Below are 17590 nucleotides of genomic sequence, written 5' to 3'. Positions count from 1 at the left end.
GCTACTCCGCCGCCGGCGTCTTGCGCCGCACGATCTGGTGGCCCGTCCGCTCGAGGGCGACGGTCACCGCGTCGGCGAGGCTGGACTTCGTCGTGACCTCGCTCAGGTCCAGCCCGAGGTGCACGATCGTCTGCGCGATCAGGGGCCGGATGCCGCTGATGATGCAGTCGGCGCCCATCAGCCGCGCCGCGGTGACGGCCTTGAGCAGGTGCTGGGCGACCATCGTGTCCACGGTCGGGACGCCGGTGATGTCGATGATCGCGATCGCGGAGTCGGTCTCGACGATCCGCTGCAGCAGGCTCTCCATCACGACCTGCGTGCGCGCCGAGTCCAGCGTGCCGATCAGCGGCAGCGCCACGACGCCCTGCCAGAGCTTGACGACCGGCGTCGAGAGCTCGATCAGCTCGTCCTGCTGACGGCGGATGACCTCCTCGCGCGTGCGCAGGTACGCGTCCGCCGTGTACAGGCCGAGGCTGTCGATCAGCTGCGTCGCGGACCAGATCGTGGCGGCGGTGTCGCCGTCCGCCTCCGTGAGCGCCTCGAACAGCGGCTTCTTGAGCGAGAACACGAACGTGGCCGTCTCGGTCGGCGAGAACCCGCGCGTCGCCCGGGACCGCGAGAGCGCGGTGAGCTGGTCGCGGATGGTGTCCCAGTGCGGGCTCATGAGGTCGGCCGAGCCCGGGTCGTTCGTCACGCCCTCGACGAGCGCGGTCAGGAACCGCTCGCTCTCGACCCGCAGCTCGCTCTCGCTGATCAGGTCCGTGCGCACGCCGGGCGCCGCCAGCTGCGCCTGGACCCACGCCGCGAGCAACGTCTCCCGCTGCTCGCGGAGCACGCCCTCGATCACTGAAACTTCTCCGCTCATTGGCTCCTCGTCGACCCGTGGAAGCTACGACCCTATCCGAGGCGCGTTCCGGGTAAGGCCACCCGTATGAACGACGACGACGAGAAGCAGGACCCGAACACGCCGGGCACCAAGGGCGACTCCGACGCCAAGGACCGCCCGCCGGCCGCCCCCGCCGAGGACGACGACTCGCCGCTGGGCGACACCGACCAGCACTCGTCCGCGGACGCCTAGATCAACCGGGCCGCGAGGTCCGCGCCGCTATGCCCCGGGACGGTGAGCGCGTAGCCGTCGTCGAAGGGGACGTCGGCGCGGACCAGCGCGGCGAAGCCCACGGCGTCGGGCAGCGTCGCCGGCTCGCCGGGGCCGGCGAGCGCGGCCAGGAACGCGGGTGAGGGCTCCGCCTCGAACCCACGCAGCGACCCGTCGGCGCCGCGGACGAGCACCCGGTCGGCCCGCGCGGCGGCGTGGATGGCGGCCAGCTCGAACAGCGTCGGGCGCGCGCCCGCGCCGAAGTACGCGTGCAGGTCGTGGCCGATGTGGGCCAGCGCGGCGCGGTAGCCGCCGACGCTGTGGAAGCGCAGCGCGGCCGGGACGTTCACGTCCGCCCACAGCAGCGTGCGGGCGTCGAGGTCGAGCACGGCGGGGACGGCGATCTTCGCGGAGCCCTGGAGGTCGAAGCGCTGCTCGACCGTGCGCGGGTCGAACACGTCGCCGCGACCGTCGCGGCGGGACATGAAGCCGGCGAAGGCGTCGGTCATCGCCTCGAACGGGACGTCGTTGTAGGCGAACACGAGCAGCACGACGTGCCGGACGCCGGCGCGCCGGAGGGCAGGCAGGTCGAGGTCGATGAACTCCGAGGCGCCGAGCGGGGCGGGCGCGGACGTGAGGTCGCCCGAGTGCTGCGCGGCGCCGTTCTCGAACTTGAGCTGCGTGTAATCGCACTGGCCCTGCATCCGCCAACCGGCGTCGTAGAGCGCGACGCTGAGGTCGAGGTCGACGCGCTGCTCGGCCGGCTCGGTCCAGTGCAGGAACAGGCGCAGCGCGTCGCCGTCCGGGAGCGGGAGGCGGCTGCCGCGCGGGACGCGCACCAGCGCGCGGGCGCTGTGGCGCTCGCGGAACGGGACGGTCACGTCGCGCAGGCCGTCGTCGAGCAGCGCGACCGCGTGGCGCGGCAGCCGTCCCGCGCGGGCGAGCAGCTCGGCCTGGATCGCCTCGACGGCCGGCCCGACCACGGCGGCGTCCAGCAGCGGGCGCTCGTCGTCGGTGGCGAACGCCTTCGTCACCTCCCCGCGCGGGAAGAAGACGCGCTTCGGCAGGCGCCGGGTGCGCGCCCGGAGCGAGGCCATCGCGGTCAGCAGCAGCGGTGCGGGGACGTGCGGCGCGGCGGTCCGCAGCGCGTCGAGCGCGGCGGCCGGGTCAGCTCCGGCGCGCAGCAGGTGATCGAAGCGGCGCACGAGCTCGCCGGGCCGCCGGGCGGCGAGCTCCAGCGCGAGCTCGAGGTCCTGCGCGACGAGCGCCTCCTCGAGCTGCGTCGCCCAGGTGCGCAGCCGGACGCGCTCGCGGCTGACGGTGGCGGTGCTGCCGGCGGTGAAGTCGTCGTCCACGCGCGTGCGGCGGATCGCGGCGAAGGCCAGCGCGGTGTTCGGGTAGCGGACCTGGAACTCGTACGGGTGCAGCTTCTCCCCCACGCGCTTCCACAGGCGCGCGTGGCGCCGGACGTCCTCGGAGAGCTGGTCCTGCGGGATGCCCTCGAGCGTCTGCAGGACGAAGCGCCGGAGCGGCCGCGGGATCGACGGCAGCGGCTTGGGCACCCGCACCAGGTCCGCGTCCCCGCCGAGCGCGACGAGCAGCACGCGCAACACGTCGGTCGCGGTCCGCAGATGGGGACGCGCGAGGTCGAACTCGAGCCAGCTCCCGAAGACGAGCGCCATCGTCTCGCGCACGGGGATGTGGTCCGGGACGCGCTCGACGCCGCAGTGGCGCACGAGCGTCACCAGGTCCTCGCGGTCCTGCGGGCCGAGCGTGCTCGTCCGCTGGACGAGCACGTCGAGCTCGGCGCCGGCGGTCGCGTCGAGGTCGCGGCCGATGTCCAGCAGCGTCAGCGGCCGCGGGTCCCAGAGCGGCTCGCGCGGCGGGGCGGGCTGCAGGAACGGGCTGTCGTGCGCGATCCGCCGGTGGCAGATCGGGCAGGCGCTGTAGTCGGTGGCGTCCCAGCAGCCGGCGCACACCAGGTGCCCGCACGGGTCGAGCACGTACACGTCGTCGATCCGCGTGCAGTTCAGGCACGGCTGCTCCGGGCTGGCGAACACATGCGCGAGCGTGCGCTCGACGTACAGCGCCTGCGTGTCGTCGGGCACCGTGTCCGGGAACCGGCGGAACAGCGGGACGTGCGCCACGTGCGCGCCGCGCTCGGCGGCCAGCAGGGCGAGGAGCGTGTCGGCGTGGCCCGCCAGCTCGACCGACGGGATGACGCGGAGCGCGCCCCGCAACCCGGCGCTGAAGACGCAGCCGAGCTCGGCGGCGCGCGCCTCGGTGCGCTCGATCACCTCGTCCGTGCGCGCATCCGGCCCGTCGCCGGGCTCGAGGAACACGAGCCGCCGGCGACGGACCATCAAGGCAAGGAGAGGGGTGGAGAGCGGGCGCACTACCGGTATCCAGTGAGAGAAGGAAGCACGCCCCGGTGCCACCCCTCTAGACGCAGAGACTACGCGCCGCCGCGAAACTCATCGGCGCGCGGTCAGGCCGCCGCCCGGATCGCGTCGGCGGTGCCCCGCAGGTCGTAGAGCCCGTCGACGCTCGTCGCCTTGCCGACCTGCGCCGCGATCGTCATGGCGTCGCTCGCCCCCGTGCGGCCGTCACGCATGCCGCCGTTGTCGGAGGACGCGACGACCCAGCGGATCCGCCCGTCCTCGACCGCGTCCGCCAGCCACTCGGCGGTCACCACGGTCTCGCGCCCGGAGAACCCACCGATCGCGGCCACGTCGGCGCCCGACCGGATGATCGACTGCGCGGCGCCCGACTGGCTGGAGACGACGACGGTGCCGCCGCCGTTGGCCTTGGCGTACGCGACGGCCTCGGTCAGCGCGCTGGTGTCGCCGCCGAACATGCCGCCGAAGCCGCCGCGGGCGCCGCCCGCCGCGCCGCCCGCGCCGGGCGCGAACCCGCCGCCGGTCGCGCCCGGCGTGCTCCCGCCCGGCGGCGTCATGCCTGCCGGCGGCTGCCCGCCACCGAACCCGCCGCGGCCACCGCCCGGACCGCCCATGCCCATCGACGTGGTCGGGCCACCCGCCGGGAACGTCGAGCTCGTCGCGTGCCCGAGCGTCTGCACCGCCCACGAGGCCGGCGCGAACAGCAGCAGCGCCACGCCGGCGGTCGCGGCCGCCGTGCGCAGCTTCGGCGCGAACGCGATGCCCGCCGCCGCGACGGCGCCGCCGACGAGGAGGACGGCGGTGAACCAGTCGAGGTCGGTCGCGGCGTCGGCGATCACGACCAGCTCGGTCGCGATCCCGCCCGCGAGCAGCAGCGGGCCCCAGGCGCGGTGGCGCAGCAGGGTCCAGCCCGCGCCGACGAGCAGCGCGGTGAACGGCGCCAGCGCCGAGACGTAGTACGGGTGGAAGATGCCCTGCGCGCGGCTGAACGCGACCGCGGTGACCGCGAACGCTCCGCCGACGGCGATCACGTAGCCCGTGCGGGGGTCGGTGCGGCGCAGCCGGCTCGTCAGCACGAGCGCGAGGCCCGCGACGAGCGCGAAGCCGATCACCCAGCCGGCCTGGCCGCCGAGCGCGGCGTTGAGCACGCGGGCGGCGCCGGCTTCCCCGCCGAACGTCGCGCCGCCACCGCCCATGCCGCCGCCCGGTCCTCCGTCCTGCCCGAGCAGCCGGCCGAGGCCGTTGTAGCCGAGGATCAGCGACCAGATCGAGTTGTCGTCGGTGCCGCTGATGTACGGACGGTCACCCGCGGGCGTGAGCCACATCAGGACCGGCCACGCCAGGCCCACCGCCGCCATCGCGGCGCCGCCCGCCAGCAGCTGCCGGGCGGCCACCATCCGGCCGCGCGGCGCCACCCAGAACCATGCGAGCGCCATGCCGGGGACGACCAGCAGCGCGGCCGCCATCTTCGTCTCGAACCCGAGCCCGACGAACACGCCGGCCCACACGAGCCACTTCGCCGATCCGCCGCGCTGGAGCCCGCGGTCGAGCGCCCAGACGGCGGCCACCAGGCACAGCACGAGCAGCGCGTCCGGGTTGTTGTGGCGCGACATCGCGACCGTGATCGGCGTGAGGGCCAGCGTCAGCCCGGCCACGAGCCCGGCCGAGCGGCCGAAGCGCGACCGCGCGAGGTCGTACGTCAACCCCACGGTCGCGACGCCCATCAGCGCCTGCGGGACGAGCAGCGCCCACGAGTTGAACCCGAACGCGCGCGCCGACAGCGCCTGCACCCACAGCGCCAGCGGCGGCTTGTCCACCGTCTGCAGCCCGGCCGCGTCGAACGAGCCGTACAGGAACGCGTGCCAGGATTGCGTCATCGACCGCACGGTCGCCGCGTAGTAGTCGTTGGCGAAGCCGTTGAGGTCCAGCGCCCACAGGTTGAGGCCGCCGGCCAACGCCAGCAGCAGCACCAGCTCGGGCCTGGACGCGAGCGCACGCAGCGCGGAGAGAGAACCGGCGCGACGGCGCGGCGCAGGGATGGCGAGGGTCGACATGGGGATCACCATCGACGCCGCCCCCGGGAGCGCGCTGGGCGTTCGCTCAGAGCTTCCTGGGAGCCGCTTGCCTTCCGTCCTCGCGAAGTGAGATCGTTTCGTTCCGCACAAGGGTCTGAGAGGAGACGCGGTGACGAAGACGGATCGGTCCACGCCAGCGACCACGGACGACGCGGCCCGGCTGGCCGAGCTCGGCTACGAGAGCCACTTCGAGCGCCGGATGGGCTTGTGGGAGAACTTCGCGCTCGGCTTCACGTACCTGTCGCCGGTGGTCGGGATCTACTCCGTGTTCGCGCTCGGGTTCGTGGCGGGCGGCCCACCGATGATCTGGAGCATCGTGATCGCGGGCATCGGGCAGCTGCTCGTCGCGCTCGTGTTCGCGGAGGTCGTCGCCCAGTTCCCGGTCGCGGGCGGCATCTACCCGTGGGCCCGCAGGCTGATCGGCCGGCGCTGGGCGTGGATCACCGGCTGGATCTACGGCTGGGCGCTGATCGCCACCATCGCGTCGGTCTCGACCGGCGCGGTGCTGTTCGTCGGCAGCCTGTTCGGCTTCACCCCCACCCGCTTCACGACCGTGCTGATCGCCGGCGGCCTGATGGTGCTGTGCCTGCTGATCAACCTCAGCGGCACGCGGACGCTCGGGCGCGTCGCCATGGCGGGCTTCGCGGCGGAGCTGGTCGGCGCGCTGTTCGTCGGCCTGTGGCTGCTGATCTTCGAGCGCAACCAGGACTTCAGCGTGCTCTTCGACGGCCTCGGCACCCAGGGCGACGGCAGCTACCTCGGCGCGTTCCTGGCGGCGAGCCTGCTCGGCCTCTACCTGTTCTACGGCTTCGAGGCGTGCGGCGACGTGGCCGAAGAGGTCCCGGACCCGGGCAAGACGATCCCGAAGGCGATGCGCCGCACGATCTACGTCGGCGGCGCCGCCGCCCTGCTGATCACGGCCGCGCTGATCCTCGCCCAGCCCGACTTCAACGCGATCCTCAGCGGCGAGAACGCCGACCCCGTCGGCAACGTCTTCAAGGACGTCTTCGGCACGGTCGGCTCGAAGGTGATCACGGTCATCGTGCTGATCTCGTTCGTCTCCTGCATCCTCAGCCTGCAGGCCGCGGCGAGCCGGCTCATCTACTCGTACGCGCGTGACCGGATGATCTTCGCCTCGGGCGCGCTGTCCCGGTTCAGCCGCGAGCGGCACGTCCCGCCGATCGCGCTGACGGTCGCTTGCCTCGTGCCGGCCGGGGTGGTCGCGATCGCCGAGATCATCAGCGACAGCGCACTGCTGCGCGTGATCTCGTTCGCCTCGGCGGGCATCTACATCGCCTTCCAGCTCGTGGTGCTGGCCGCGCTGATCGCCCGCAGCCGCGGCTGGCAGCCGAGCGGCAAGTTCACGCTCGGCCGCTACGGCTTCGTGGTGAACATCTGCGCGCTCGTGTACGGCGTGGGCGGCGCGCTCAACCTCGCCTGGCCACGCGGGGACGCCGCCTGGTACGACAAGTGGATCGTGGTCCTCGGCTGCGCGATCGTCGCGGGCGTCGGCCTGGCGTACATGCTGCTCGGCCGGCCGTACGAGCGCAGCGAGGCGCCGCACGGCGACGCGATCGGCATGCGGGCAACTACGTAGCGCGAATCCGCAGAACCGCCGGAAGTCCGGGGCTCATGGCGCCCATACGTTGGCGCCATGATCTCCGAGACCCATCACACCCCCGCTCCCGAGGTCGCCGGCGAGAGCCTGCTCGGCCTCATCGCCCTCGCCGTGTTCGGCGTCGTCGTCGCTGAAGCCGCGTTCGTCGCCTTCGGTGGCATGGTGGCCATGGTGGCCACGATCCTCCTGGCCCTCGCCGTCACCGGCGGCGTGATCTTCGCGGTCATGCGGACCATCGGCCCGGAGGATCACGAGCAGGGATGACCACGATCCTCGTCGGCGTCGACCCTGCGGCGCCGGCCCGGGAGGCGATCGCCTTCGCCCGCGCCCTCGCCGACGCCGAGGGCGCGGACCTCCAGCAGGTGTCCGCCCGCCGCGGCGAGTCGGCGGCCCAGCTGCTCCACGAGCGCGCCGAGGAATCGGACGCGCACCTCGTCGTCCTGGGGTCCAGCCACACCGGCCGCTTCGGCCGCGTCGTGCCCGGCGCCACCGGCGAGCGCCTCCTGCACGGCGCCCCCTGCGCCGTCGCGGTCGTCCCGCGCGCGCACTCCGGCGGCGCCATCGCCGGCATCGGCGTCGCCTACGACGCCTCGCCCGAGGCGCAGGCCGCGCTCGAGCATGCCGTCACGCTCGCCCGTCGCCTGCACGCCCCGCTCGAGCTGATCGGCGTCGTGTCGCCCGACCCGTACGAGGCGGACGAGAGCACCCACGGCGTCCAGGTCCACCTCGAGCGCGCCCTCCGTGCGCTGCCGTTCGACGTCGACGGCTCGATCGTGCGCCTGCACGGCGAGCCCGCCGAGGCGCTCGCAGCACGCAGCGCCTCGCTGGACCTGCTCGTCACCGGCTCCCGCGGCTACGGTCCGCTGCGCTCGGTGATCGTCGGCGGCGTCAGCGGACGGCTGATCCGCACGGCCCACTGCCCGGTGATCGTCGTGCCCCGGACGGTCGGCGCGCCGACACCGTAGTTTCCACGGAGCAACATTGCGGCAGACCCTGACGGGGAAGGCCCAATCGCCGACGACCATCTAGGACATGACGACGACTTCCGAGACCAGCACCGCCACTCAGCCCGGCCCGCTCGGCTTCGCGCGCATGGCCGGCTCCTCGATCGCGGGCCGTGACGCCGCTCCTTGGGTCACCGACTTCCTGAACGCCGCCTACTTCCGGCGCGACCCGCAGGAGCGCAACGTCGACGACCTGCGCTTCGCGTTCAGCGTCCTGACGACCTACTGGTACCGGAAGGACCCGTCCCGCCGCCTGCGCGTCACCGACCTCCCCGCCTTCCACAAGGCCTTCGGCGCCGAGCGCTTCGCCGGCAACGGCCGCCTGACCCGCGAGGCGCTCGAGCGCGGCGCGGTCACCCTCCTCGGCGACTGGTTCCCGGCCGCCTACGCCGACCCCGCCCGCAAGGGCTGGGGCATCGCCTTCGAGACGCCTGAGGACAAGGCCGCCTACAACCACGACTACCGCCTGAAGCTGGCCAAGGTGGGCGAGCTGACCGCCGAGAGCGCGCCGCTCGACCAGCAGGTCTGGCACACCTACGACCCCGTCGAGGTGCCGTCCGCGGAGGGCCTGATCGCCGCGATCACGCAGCCCGAGACGTGGCCCGAGTACGCGAGCGCGCTCGGCCGCTTCACGCCGCTGCGCCCCGGTGGGCTGCTCGACCAGACGTTCGAGATCGAGGTCGCCGCGGGCACCGACAAGGCGCTGCCCGTGTGGACGCGCGGCTACGTGACGATCACGACGCTCGTGACGCCGGACGACCCGAAGGCCCTGCGCAACTGGTTCGAGGCGCTCGAGGTGGGCATGAAGGAGCACGGGGAGCCGTCGATCGTGCCCGAGGGCGGCGAGCCGCTCGTCGGCTTCGACCTGACCACGCACGCCGGCCACTTCATGGGCTCGGGCCACAACCGCCTCGTGCTGTACACGCTCGACGGCAAGGCCTACGTGCGTGCCGCCGGCACGTGGGACCCGATGAGCTGGCACCTCAACAAGGCCTACGAGAGCCAGGGCAAGGAGGCGCAGCACGCGTTCTGGGGCGTCGGCAACGACCCCGAGGTGAGCATGCTGCACCAGATCGCCATCGCCCTCGGCGGCACGACCAAGTGAGCGACGCGGTCGTCATCGGCGCCGGGCCGAACGGCCTGGCCGCAGCGATCCGGCTCGCCGAAGCCGGCCGCCAGGTGCTCATCCTCGAAGCCGCGGACGCGCCGGGCGGCGCCGTCCGCACCGAGGAGCTGACGCTGCCGGGGTTCCGACACGACACGTTCAGCTCCGTCTACCCGGCGGCCGCCGCGTCCCCCGTGTTCGGTCGCATGCCGCTGGCCGAGCACGGGCTCGAGTGGGTCCATCCCGAGGCCGCGTACGCGCACCCGCTGCCCGGCGGCGACGCCCGCCTGCTGTACCGGGACCTGGACCGCACGGTCGCGAACCTGGGTGCAGACGGCCCGGCCTGGGAGCGGTTCGCCAAGCCGTTCCTGGACAACTTCGAGGCCGTGCGCGCGACGATGCTGTCGGGCTTCCCGCCGATCGGCGGCCCGTTGAAGCTGCTCACGCAGGCCGGCCCGCTGCGCACGCTCGGCTTCACCCGCCTGCTGCCCGGCAAGGCGACCGGCCTCGGCGCCCGCCTGTTCCAGGACCAGGGCTCGCGCGCGTGGCTCTACGGCGCCGCCATGCACGGCGACACGCCGCCGGACGGCACCGGCTCCGCGATCGCCGCCTTCTACCTCAACCTCGTCGGGCACGCGGTCGGCTGGCCGTCGCCCAAGGGCGGTGCCGAGCGGCTCACGGACGCGCTCGTCGGCTACTTCAAGTCGCTCGGCGGCGAGCTGAGGGTCAACGCCCGCGTCCGCAAGATCACGAGCGCGGGTGGCCGCGTCACCGGCGTCGAGACCGCGGACGAGCACTTCCCCGCCAAGCTCGTGGTCGCCGACGTCATGCCCTCCGCGCTCACGCGCATGGCCGAGCTGCCCGGCTGGTACCGCGTCGCGCTCAACCGCTACGTGCAGGGCGCGTCGACGGTCAAGGTCGACTGGGCGCTCGACGGGCCGATCCCGTGGGAGAACCCGGACGTCCACGGCGCCGGCACGGTCCACGTCGCCGGCACCGAGGCGGAGTTCATGCACTCGGTCAAGCAGGCGCACGACGGCATCGCCGACCTGCCGTTCCTGCTGCTCGGCCAGCAGAGCATCGCCGACCCGACGCGCGCCCCCGAGGGCAAGCACACGGCCTGGGCGTACACGCACGGCCCACAGGAGGGCGTCGCCTGGGAGCAGGTCACGCCCGAGGTCGTCGAGCGGATGGAGACCCAGGTGGAGCGCTTCGCGCCCGGCTTCCGCGACCGCATCCTCGCCCGCCACATCCTCAGCCCGGGTGGCCTGGAGGCGCGCAACGCGAACCTGGTCGGCGGCGACGTCGGCGGCGGTTCGTACCGGATCAGCCAGCTCGTCTTCCGGCCGCTGCCCAAGCTGACGCCGTACGCGACGCCGCTGAAGGGCCTGTACATCGGCAGCGCCGCGACCTTCCCGGGCGGCGCGGTCCACGGCGTGCCCGGCGACGCCGCCGCACGCGCCGCGCTCAAGGGGTAGCGTGCGGCGGCCTTGCCGCCGGCGCTCCCCCATCGCGCGCTCTACGCCGCCTTCGACCGCTTCCCGTCCCGCAAGGGCAGCGCCGTCCACATCGACCGCTTCGCCCGGGCCCTGTTCGAGCGCAGCGGCGGTGGGCTGCTGTACGTGCTCGGCGGCGAGGACCTGCCGGCCTACCAGCACGAGGGCGACGTCGAGGTCGTCCGCTACATGCGCCCGGCGGCGCACGTGCTCGAGCGCGCCGCGGGGTTCGGCACGCGGCTGAGCGCCCTGCTCGACGAGCTGCCCGAGCTGGAGGTCGCGCACTTCCGCGACCCGTGGAGCGGGCTGCCGATCGTCGACCATCCCGGTGACTTCCTGCGCGTCTACGAGGTCAACGGGCTGCCGTCGATCGAGCTGGCGTTCCTGTACCCCGCGATCCCGCGCGGGCTGCTCGACCGGATCGCCGAGGTGGAGCTGCGCTGCCTGCAGGCCGCCGACCTGGTGATCACGCCCTCGCAGGTCACCGCCGACCGCCTGCCGGTCGACGCGGTGGTCGTGCCGAACGGCGCCGACGTGCGGCCGCCCGCGCCGCGCCCGGCGCTCGACCGGCCGTACCTCCTGTACTTCGGTGCGCTGCAGCCGTGGCAGGGCGTGGACACCGCCCTGCGTGCGGTCGCCCGGCTGGAGCTCGACCTCGTGATCTGCGCGTCGGTCCACGCGCGCCGCGCGAAGCCGTACCGCAAGCTCGCGGAGAAGCTCGGGATCGAGGACCGCGTGCACTGGCACTTCGCGCTGCCGGAGGAGGAGCTCGCCCGCTGGCGCGATCACGCGCTGCTCTCGCTGGCGCCGCTGCGCGACTGCTCCCGCAACGCCCACCAGGGCTGCGCCCCGCTGAAGATCCTCGAGTCGATGGCCGCCGGCGTGCCGGTCGTCGCGTCCGACATGCCCGCGGTGCGCGAGCTGGTCACGGACGGCGTGCACGGCCGGCTGGTGGCGCCCGACCGGCCGGGTGAGCTGGCGCGCGCGATCCGCGTCCTGCTCGACTACCCGGAGGAGCGGGCGCGGATGGGAGCCGCCGCGCGCGCCCGCGTGCAGGCCGAGCTGACCTGGGAGGCGAGCGTGACACGACTTCAGTCGCTCTACGGTGAGAGGATGCCCGCGTGGCCAACCGCGTGAAGCAGGCGTTCAACGCCCTCAGCCCGGAGCAGCAGGACATCGTCCGCGCCCGTCGCTTCTCCGGCGCGCGTACCCCTGACGAGTGGCTCGCGCTGCTCGGGCCGGTCGCCGAGTACGACCGCCAGGCCGACAAGCTCCGCACCGAGGGCGGCGGCTTCTTCGAACGCCGGTACGCGCGCAAGACGGACATCCCGAACAGCCTGCGCAAGTTCGCGCTGCCGCTGCTGCCGATCCTGCGCGAGGACATGGAGGCCGACGCCCCGCTCGAGCTGTGGGTCGACCTCACCGGCCCACTGCAGTCGCCCAAGGCCGTCCGCCACTCCGAGCCCTACAAGAAGGGCGCCTACCGCAAGGTCGTCGACACCTTCTACGACGACCCGTGGTTTCAATCCCGCACGCGCTTCGCCGACGGCTCGCAGCTGCAGTTCGCGGTGATCGACCACGTGCGCTCCACCTTCAAGGAGAAGCGGAACCCGCGCGGGAAGATCAAGCGCAAGACGAAGAACAAGAAGAAGATCGAGATGACGGTCACGCTGACCGTCCAGAACCGGCTCTATGCCCCCGCCGGCGGGGCCCGGGACCTGCCCAAGCACAAGCTCAAGCCGAGCGAGAAGCACACCAAGGTCACGGTCGGCGGGACGCTGGTCGCCGCGAACATGGACCAGCTGCCGCGGCTCGAGTCGCTGATCGAGCTGATCTCCGGCGCCTACGAGCGCGTGGCGCCGGCGCGGAGGAAGAAGCTGTGAGCGCGGTCTTCGGCGGGCTCGACCTGTGCTCGTGCAAGCGCGGGTTCTTCACGCTGCGCGACTGCGCGAACGGCGCGGTCGCCACCTGCGGCGCGTGCTCGCGGCGGATCTGCGCCGAGCACATGACCCAGGCCGGGATCTGCGTCGAGTGCGCCGCCAAGCGCCAGGAGGACGCCGCCCTCGAGGACGACACGACGGGTTACGCGATCCGCTCGCGCCACCGCTGGTACGACTCGGGCAACTACTCGCCGGTCTGGTGGGGCACGTCCGACCCGTACTGGAGCGACACCGACTACCGCTGGTACGACGATCCCGGCGACCAGGATGACGACGGCGGCGGCTTCGGCGACAGCTGATCCGCCCCTTCGGGCCCTCTGGCTGACCGAGACCTATCCCCCGAGCCGTGGCGGGATGGCGCAGTCGTGCGACCGGATCGTGCGTGGGCTGCGCCGGCGCGGGGTGCTGGTGGACGTGCTGCACGTCGTGCCGTCGGCGCGCGGGCGCACGTGGGTGATCGAGGAGCAGGCCGGCGGGCGCTACCTCGTGTGCCCGGTCGACGACGATCCGGCCCACGCGCTCAACCGGGCGTGGAGCACGCTGCAGTCCCAGCCCGTCGACTACACGCACGTGGTCGCGTTCGGCGGCTCGCGGCCGATCATGGCCGGCCCGGTGCTCGCGGCGTGGCTGGGCGTGCCGTTGATCACCCTGATCCGCGGCAACGACTTCGACGCGGCGGTCTTCTCCACGCGCCGCCGGCCGATCCTCGACGACGCGCTGCACCGGTCCGCGCTCGTGGTGGCGAACTCGCGCTCGAAGGTGCAGCGGATCGCCGCCATGCACCCGCACACGCGCGTCCGCTGGATCGCGAACGGGATCGAGAGCGACTGGACGCTCGCGCCGTCCGACCGCGCGCAGGCCAACGCGTTCCGCGCCACGCACGACCGGCTCACGCTCGGCCTGTTCGGGCAGCTCAAGGCCAAGAAGGGCGGCGTCTTCCTGCTCGACGCGCTGCTGCGCTCCGGCGTCGCCGACCGCTTCCACCTGCTGCTCGCCGGCTGGATGGCACCGGACATGGAGGCCTGGCTCGCCGCGCGCGACGGCGAGCTGCAGGTCACGACGCTGCCGTTCCTGGACCGCTACGAGCTGCTGCCTTGGTACGCCGCGTGCGACTGGCTCGCGATCCCGAGCTTCTACGACGGCCTGCCGAACGTGCTGGTCGAAGCGGCCGCGCTCGGCGTGCCGATGCTGGCCTCACGCGTGGACGGCATGGCCGACGTGCTCGAGGACGGCGAGACCGCGTTCCTGTTCGAGCCCGGCGACGAGGCCCGCGCGGCCTGGGCGCTCCAGCGCGCCGCACGCCTGGACCCCGGCGAGCGCGAGCGGATGGCGGACGCGTGCCGCGCCCTGGCGCGCTCCACGCTGAGCGGCGACCGCGAGATCGACGCCTACGTCGACGCGCTCGAGCAGACCCGCGACGAGCGCCTCGCGGCGGTGCGATGACGCCCGCCCGAGCCGCTCGGCGCGCACGCGTGTCGAACTTGAACGTCCTCAACGTTTAAGTTCGCGCCGTGATCCTCTACTACGCCCTTGGTGGTGGGCTCGGCCATCTCTCGCGGGCGCGCAAGGTGCTCGGCGAGCGCGAGGACGCCGTGTTGCTGACCGCGTCCGGGCACGCCCGTGATCCGCGCGTCACCGCCGGGCGGCCCGTGATCCCGGTGCCGCGCCGGCTCGGCCGCGACCGGGCCGCGTTCCGGGCCTGGATCGCGGCCCTGCTCGACGAGCTCCAGCCTGACGAGCTGCTCGTCGACGCGTTCCCGGGCGGCGTCCTGGGCGAGCTGTGCGGCCTGGAGCTCCCGCCCGCGCGGCTGGTCGGGCGCCGCGTGCGCTGGGACGTCTACGCGCGCCGGCTCGACGGTCCGCTGCCGCGCTACGACGTCGTGCACGCGCTCGAACCGCTGGGCTACGCGCCGCCCGGTCCGGTCGAGCCGCTGACCCTTCCCCACGCTGCGCCCGGCGAGCCGCTGGCCGATGAGCCGCACACGCTCATCGTCCACGCCGGGCCGGAGGCCGAGCTCCAGCAGCTGCTCGCGTTGGCCCGCGGGAAGACGATCGTGGTCCACCCGAAGCACCGCGACGTCTATCCCGTCGAGCCGCACCTCGCGCACGCGACGCGCATCATCACCGGCGCGGGGTTCAACGCCGTGCAGGAGACGGCGCCCTATCGCGACCGCCACACCGCCGTTCCGTTCGCAAGGGCGCTTGACGACCAGCATGCGCGCGCTGTAGCAATGCGGTCATGACAACCGCCATGCCTGGCAACTACGCGCAGCAGCCCCAGCACGCCGAGAACCTCGCCGTGATCCGCAGCATCGGGCGCTGCGTCCTGCTGCTGATCGTCAGCAGCGGCTTCTGGAGCATCGCGTGGATGTACCACACGACCAAGGAGGTCTCCTCACGCGTCGCTTCTCCGCCGCCGTCCGCCGGGCTCCGCGCGTTCCTGTCGGTCATCCCGATCGTCCAGTACTTCACCTACTACTGGGCCTGGAACGACATCGACCAGTACTGCAAGCGCGTGCGGACCGAAGGCATCCCGGTGGTGCTGTTCCTCGTGCTGGCGATCGTGTTCAGCATCGCCAACCTGATCACGTTCCCGATGATCCAGTCCAAGCTCAACGACGCGCACCGCGCGGCGACGGGCGGTCAGGCCACGAACGCGAAGATGCAGGGCATCGACTGGGCGATGATCGCGCTCGGGATCGCGTTCTGGGCCGTGATCTGGATCGTCATCATCGCGGCCGCGGCGTCGTCGAACTAGCGAGCGGCCGGACCGCGCCCGCGATCAGCGCGGCGAGCCCGAGCAGCACGATCACCGCGATCAGCGCGCGCGTGACCGACGAGTGCTCGCCGATGAAGCCGATCCCGGGCGGACCGGCGAGGAACGCGCAGTAGGCGACCGACGAGACGACGCTCACGCGCGGAGCGGCGAGCGCCGGGTCATCCGCTCCGGCGCTCATCCCGACCGGGAACCCGAGCGCGATCCCGGTGCCCCACAGGACGGCGCCGGTGATCGCCGTCTCCGTGGTCGGGCCGAAGACGAACAGCGCGAGGCCCGCGACCGAGATCACCGCGAGCCCGCGCACGACCTTCACGCGTCCGTGGCGGGCGAGCAGCGCCGGGCCGGTCCAGCGCACGATCGTCATCGCGGTCAGGAACGCGGCGAGCCCGAGCGTGCCGACTGCCTCGGGCGCGCCGTAGTCCTCGATCAGCGCGACCCCGATCCAGTCGTTGCCCGCCCCCTCCGCGAACGCGAACGCCAGCACGAACACACCGACGAGCAGCGTGCGCCGCTCCGTCCACGCGCGCATGCCGTGGTTGGTCGGCTCCTCGTGCTCCTCGCGGTCGGGCAGGAACGCGCGCACGGCGAGCGGGAGGCCGAGCGCCACGGCCGCGCCGACCACCGCCAGATGTGCGGACACGGACACGTCAAGCGCGACCATCGCGACGCCGCCGAGCGCGCCCGCCACCGTGCCGAGGCTGAATCCCGCGTGGAAGCGCGGCATGATCGCCCGGCCGATCCGCTGCTCGACGAGCGCGCCCTGGACGTTCATGCCGACGTCCCAGCTGGCCATCGCGTACCCGGCGACCATCAGCGCGGCCACCACCGGGGCCACGCCGACCGGCAGGCCGATGGCCACTGCGATCAGCCCCAGCCCACCGACCCCGCTCCCGACCATCACGACCCGGCGCGAGCCGAAGCGATGGATCAGCGGTCCTGACAGCGGCAGGCCGACGACCGACCCGACCGCGATCCCGAAGAGCACGACCCCGAGCTCCGCCGGGCTCAGGTCGAGCTGCTCCTTGACCTGCGGGATCCGCGACGCCCAGCTCGCGAATGCGAACCCGTTGACGACGAACGCCGCGTAGACCGCGCGCACGGCGGCGCGTTCCGCGCTCACGCCGACGCGCTGTCCAGCTTCAAGAGCTGCTCCGGATGCTCATGGTCGACCTGCAGCGTGGTGTGGTGGATGCCGAAGCGGTCGTCGAGCAGCAGCTCCAGCTCGCGCCGGCGCCCGTGGCAGTCGTCGCCCTCGCGCACGAGCACGTGCGCGGCGAGCGCGGGGAACCCCGACGTCACCTCCCACACGTGCAGGTCGTGGACCTCGATCACGCCGTCGGCCCGCGCCAGCGCGTTGCCGACCTCGTCCGTGTCGATCTCGGCCGGCGAGCCCTCGAGCAGGATCGCGCTCGAGTCGCGCAGCAGGCTCCACCCCGACCGCACCATCAGCGCGGACACGGTCAGCGCCGCGATGCCGTCCGCCTCGCCGAAGCCGGTGGTGACGATCAGCACGCCGGCGACCACCGCGGCGAGCGACCCGTACAGGTCCGTGATCACGTGCGCCATCGCGCCTTCGACGTTGAGCCCGCGCCGCTCGGAGCGGCTGAGCGCCCAGGCGGCGGCGACGTTGACGATCGCGCCCAGCACGCCGACGACGATCACGAGCCCGCCCTCGACCTCGGGCGGGTCGAAGAACCGCTGCACGGCCTCGATCCCGAGCACTCCGGCCAGGACGAGCAGGGTCGCGCCGTTGGCCTGCGCCGCGAGGATCTCCGCCCGGCCGAGGCCGAACGTGAACCGTCGCGAGGGCGGGCGCCGCGCGAGGCTCGCCGCCACCAGCGCCAGGCCGATCGCCCCCGCGTCCGTGAGCATGTGCGCCGCGTCCGACAGCAGCGCGAGCGAGGACGCGATGATGCCGACGACGACCTCGACGAGCATGAACCCCGCGATCAGCGCGAGGGCGATGCTCAGCCAGCGCCGGTCGGCGTCGGCCGACGGGGCATGGCTGTGGCCGTGCCCGTCGCCGTGATCGTGCCCGTGCGCCATCCCCGTCGATGCTAGAGACGCCGTTCGTCCAG

17 protein-coding genes are annotated in these 17590 nt (G+C 73.1%); 12 read left to right on the top strand and 5 right to left on the bottom strand.

Features of this window, described 5'->3' with window-relative positions; genetic code table 11:
• Nucleotide 1: 1 nt before the first annotated feature.
• On the bottom strand, nt 2-865 hold the full coding sequence (locus tag C8N24_RS25780; RefSeq protein WP_121255545.1) for an STAS domain-containing protein: 864 nt from the start codon (nt 863-865) through the stop codon (nt 2-4).
• A 66-nt stretch (nt 866-931) separates the two neighbouring features.
• On the opposite strand from C8N24_RS25780, the gene C8N24_RS34345 reads away from it, so the two are divergent.
• Nucleotides 932-1078, top strand: coding sequence for a hypothetical protein (locus C8N24_RS34345; protein ID WP_170179421.1), 147 nt, complete (start codon nt 932-934; stop codon nt 1076-1078).
• Here the strand turns inward: C8N24_RS34345 and C8N24_RS25775 are convergent.
• Nucleotides 1075-3459, bottom strand: a complete 2385-nt coding sequence (locus C8N24_RS25775) for an MXAN_6230/SCO0854 family RING domain-containing protein (RefSeq protein WP_121255543.1) — start codon at nt 3457-3459, stop codon at nt 1075-1077. The two genes, C8N24_RS34345 and C8N24_RS25775, sit on opposite strands and share 4 nt — an antisense overlap.
• 125 nt (nt 3460-3584) lie before the next feature.
• Nucleotides 3585-5549 (bottom strand): ArnT family glycosyltransferase, encoded by a 1965-nt coding sequence (locus C8N24_RS35455; RefSeq protein ID WP_170179420.1) that lies wholly within the window; start codon nt 5547-5549, stop codon nt 3585-3587.
• A 130-nt stretch (nt 5550-5679) separates the two neighbouring features.
• On the opposite strand from C8N24_RS35455, the gene C8N24_RS25765 reads away from it, so the two are divergent.
• From C8N24_RS25765 to C8N24_RS25720, 11 genes are all read left to right on the top strand, one after another.
• Nucleotides 5680-7167: an APC family permease gene (locus tag C8N24_RS25765; protein WP_211340148.1), complete on the top strand. Its 1488-nt coding sequence runs from the start codon at nt 5680-5682 to the stop codon at nt 7165-7167.
• Nucleotides 7168-7224: 57 nt separating this feature from the next.
• Complete coding sequence (locus C8N24_RS25760; protein WP_121255539.1) at nt 7225-7452, top strand: hypothetical protein; 228 nt, start codon at nt 7225-7227, stop codon at nt 7450-7452.
• The gene (locus C8N24_RS25755; protein ID WP_121255537.1) at nt 7449-8153 is read left to right on the top strand and encodes a universal stress protein; all 705 of its coding nucleotides are present in this window, start codon (nt 7449-7451) and stop codon (nt 8151-8153) included. Before C8N24_RS25760 ends, C8N24_RS25755 begins: the two co-directional genes overlap by 4 nt.
• Nucleotides 8154-8220: 67 nt before the next feature.
• Nucleotides 8221-9297, top strand: a complete 1077-nt coding sequence (locus C8N24_RS34340) for a hypothetical protein (RefSeq protein ID WP_170179419.1) — start codon at nt 8221-8223, stop codon at nt 9295-9297.
• Nucleotides 9294-10775 (top strand): phytoene desaturase family protein, encoded by a 1482-nt coding sequence (locus C8N24_RS25750; protein ID WP_170179418.1) that lies wholly within the window; start codon nt 9294-9296, stop codon nt 10773-10775. Before C8N24_RS34340 ends, C8N24_RS25750 begins: the two co-directional genes overlap by 4 nt.
• Before the next feature lie 12 nt (nt 10776-10787).
• On the top strand, nt 10788-11930 hold the full coding sequence (locus C8N24_RS25745; RefSeq protein ID WP_121255533.1) for a glycosyltransferase family 4 protein: 1143 nt from the start codon (nt 10788-10790) through the stop codon (nt 11928-11930).
• Complete coding sequence (locus C8N24_RS25740) at nt 11915-12676, top strand: hypothetical protein (protein WP_121255531.1); 762 nt, start codon at nt 11915-11917, stop codon at nt 12674-12676. Before C8N24_RS25745 ends, C8N24_RS25740 begins: the two co-directional genes overlap by 16 nt.
• Complete coding sequence (locus C8N24_RS25735; protein ID WP_121255529.1) at nt 12673-13032, top strand: hypothetical protein; 360 nt, start codon at nt 12673-12675, stop codon at nt 13030-13032. Before C8N24_RS25740 ends, C8N24_RS25735 begins: the two co-directional genes overlap by 4 nt.
• Before the next feature lie 55 nt (nt 13033-13087).
• Nucleotides 13088-14176, top strand: coding sequence for a glycosyltransferase family 4 protein (locus C8N24_RS25730; protein WP_170179417.1), 1089 nt, complete (start codon nt 13088-13090; stop codon nt 14174-14176).
• Nucleotides 14177-14244: 68 nt separating this feature from the next.
• The gene (locus C8N24_RS25725) at nt 14245-14976 is read left to right on the top strand and encodes a hypothetical protein (RefSeq protein WP_121255525.1); all 732 of its coding nucleotides are present in this window, start codon (nt 14245-14247) and stop codon (nt 14974-14976) included.
• The gene (locus C8N24_RS25720; protein ID WP_121255523.1) at nt 14973-15491 is read left to right on the top strand and encodes a DUF4234 domain-containing protein; all 519 of its coding nucleotides are present in this window, start codon (nt 14973-14975) and stop codon (nt 15489-15491) included. The genes C8N24_RS25725 and C8N24_RS25720 overlap by 4 nt, the downstream gene beginning before the upstream one ends.
• On the opposite strand, the gene C8N24_RS25715 is transcribed toward C8N24_RS25720, so the two are convergent.
• Together C8N24_RS25715 and C8N24_RS25710 are read right to left on the bottom strand one after the other, a co-directional pair.
• Nucleotides 15463-16632, bottom strand: a complete 1170-nt coding sequence (locus C8N24_RS25715; RefSeq protein WP_121255521.1) for an MFS transporter — start codon at nt 16630-16632, stop codon at nt 15463-15465. The two genes, C8N24_RS25720 and C8N24_RS25715, sit on opposite strands and share 29 nt — an antisense overlap.
• Nucleotides 16629-17558, bottom strand: coding sequence for a cation diffusion facilitator family transporter (locus C8N24_RS25710; RefSeq protein WP_121255519.1), 930 nt, complete (start codon nt 17556-17558; stop codon nt 16629-16631). Before C8N24_RS25710 ends, C8N24_RS25715 begins: the two co-directional genes overlap by 4 nt.
• Between the last annotated feature and the right edge of the window lie 32 nt (nt 17559-17590).

Source organism: Solirubrobacter pauli, assembly GCF_003633755.1.
GTDB classification, from domain to species: Bacteria; Actinomycetota; Thermoleophilia; order Solirubrobacterales; family Solirubrobacteraceae; genus Solirubrobacter; species Solirubrobacter pauli.
The sequence above is the reverse complement of the archived record's forward strand: the minus strand, read 5'-3'. Positions and strand labels throughout refer to the sequence as shown.

Coding starts and splice junctions, on each gene's coding strand:
- C8N24_RS25780 (WP_121255545.1), bottom strand. CDS start 865: ATGAGCGGAGAAGTTTCAGTGATCGAGGGCGTGCTCCGCGAGCAGCGG.
- C8N24_RS34345 (WP_170179421.1), top strand. CDS start 932: ATGAACGACGACGACGAGAAGCAGGACCCGAACACGCCGGGCACCAAG.
- C8N24_RS25775 (WP_121255543.1), bottom strand. CDS start 3,459: ATGGTCCGTCGCCGGCGGCTCGTGTTCCTCGAGCCCGGCGACGGGCCG.
- C8N24_RS35455 (WP_170179420.1), bottom strand. CDS start 5,549: ATGTCGACCCTCGCCATCCCTGCGCCGCGCCGTCGCGCCGGTTCTCTC.
- C8N24_RS25760 (WP_121255539.1), top strand. CDS start 7,225: ATGATCTCCGAGACCCATCACACCCCCGCTCCCGAGGTCGCCGGCGAG.
- C8N24_RS25755 (WP_121255537.1), top strand. CDS start 7,449: ATGACCACGATCCTCGTCGGCGTCGACCCTGCGGCGCCGGCCCGGGAG.
- C8N24_RS34340 (WP_170179419.1), top strand. CDS start 8,221: ATGACGACGACTTCCGAGACCAGCACCGCCACTCAGCCCGGCCCGCTC.
- C8N24_RS25730 (WP_170179417.1), top strand. CDS start 13,088: ATGGCGCAGTCGTGCGACCGGATCGTGCGTGGGCTGCGCCGGCGCGGG.
- C8N24_RS25720 (WP_121255523.1), top strand. CDS start 14,973: ATGACAACCGCCATGCCTGGCAACTACGCGCAGCAGCCCCAGCACGCC.
- C8N24_RS25710 (WP_121255519.1), bottom strand. CDS start 17,558: ATGGCGCACGGGCACGATCACGGCGACGGGCACGGCCACAGCCATGCC.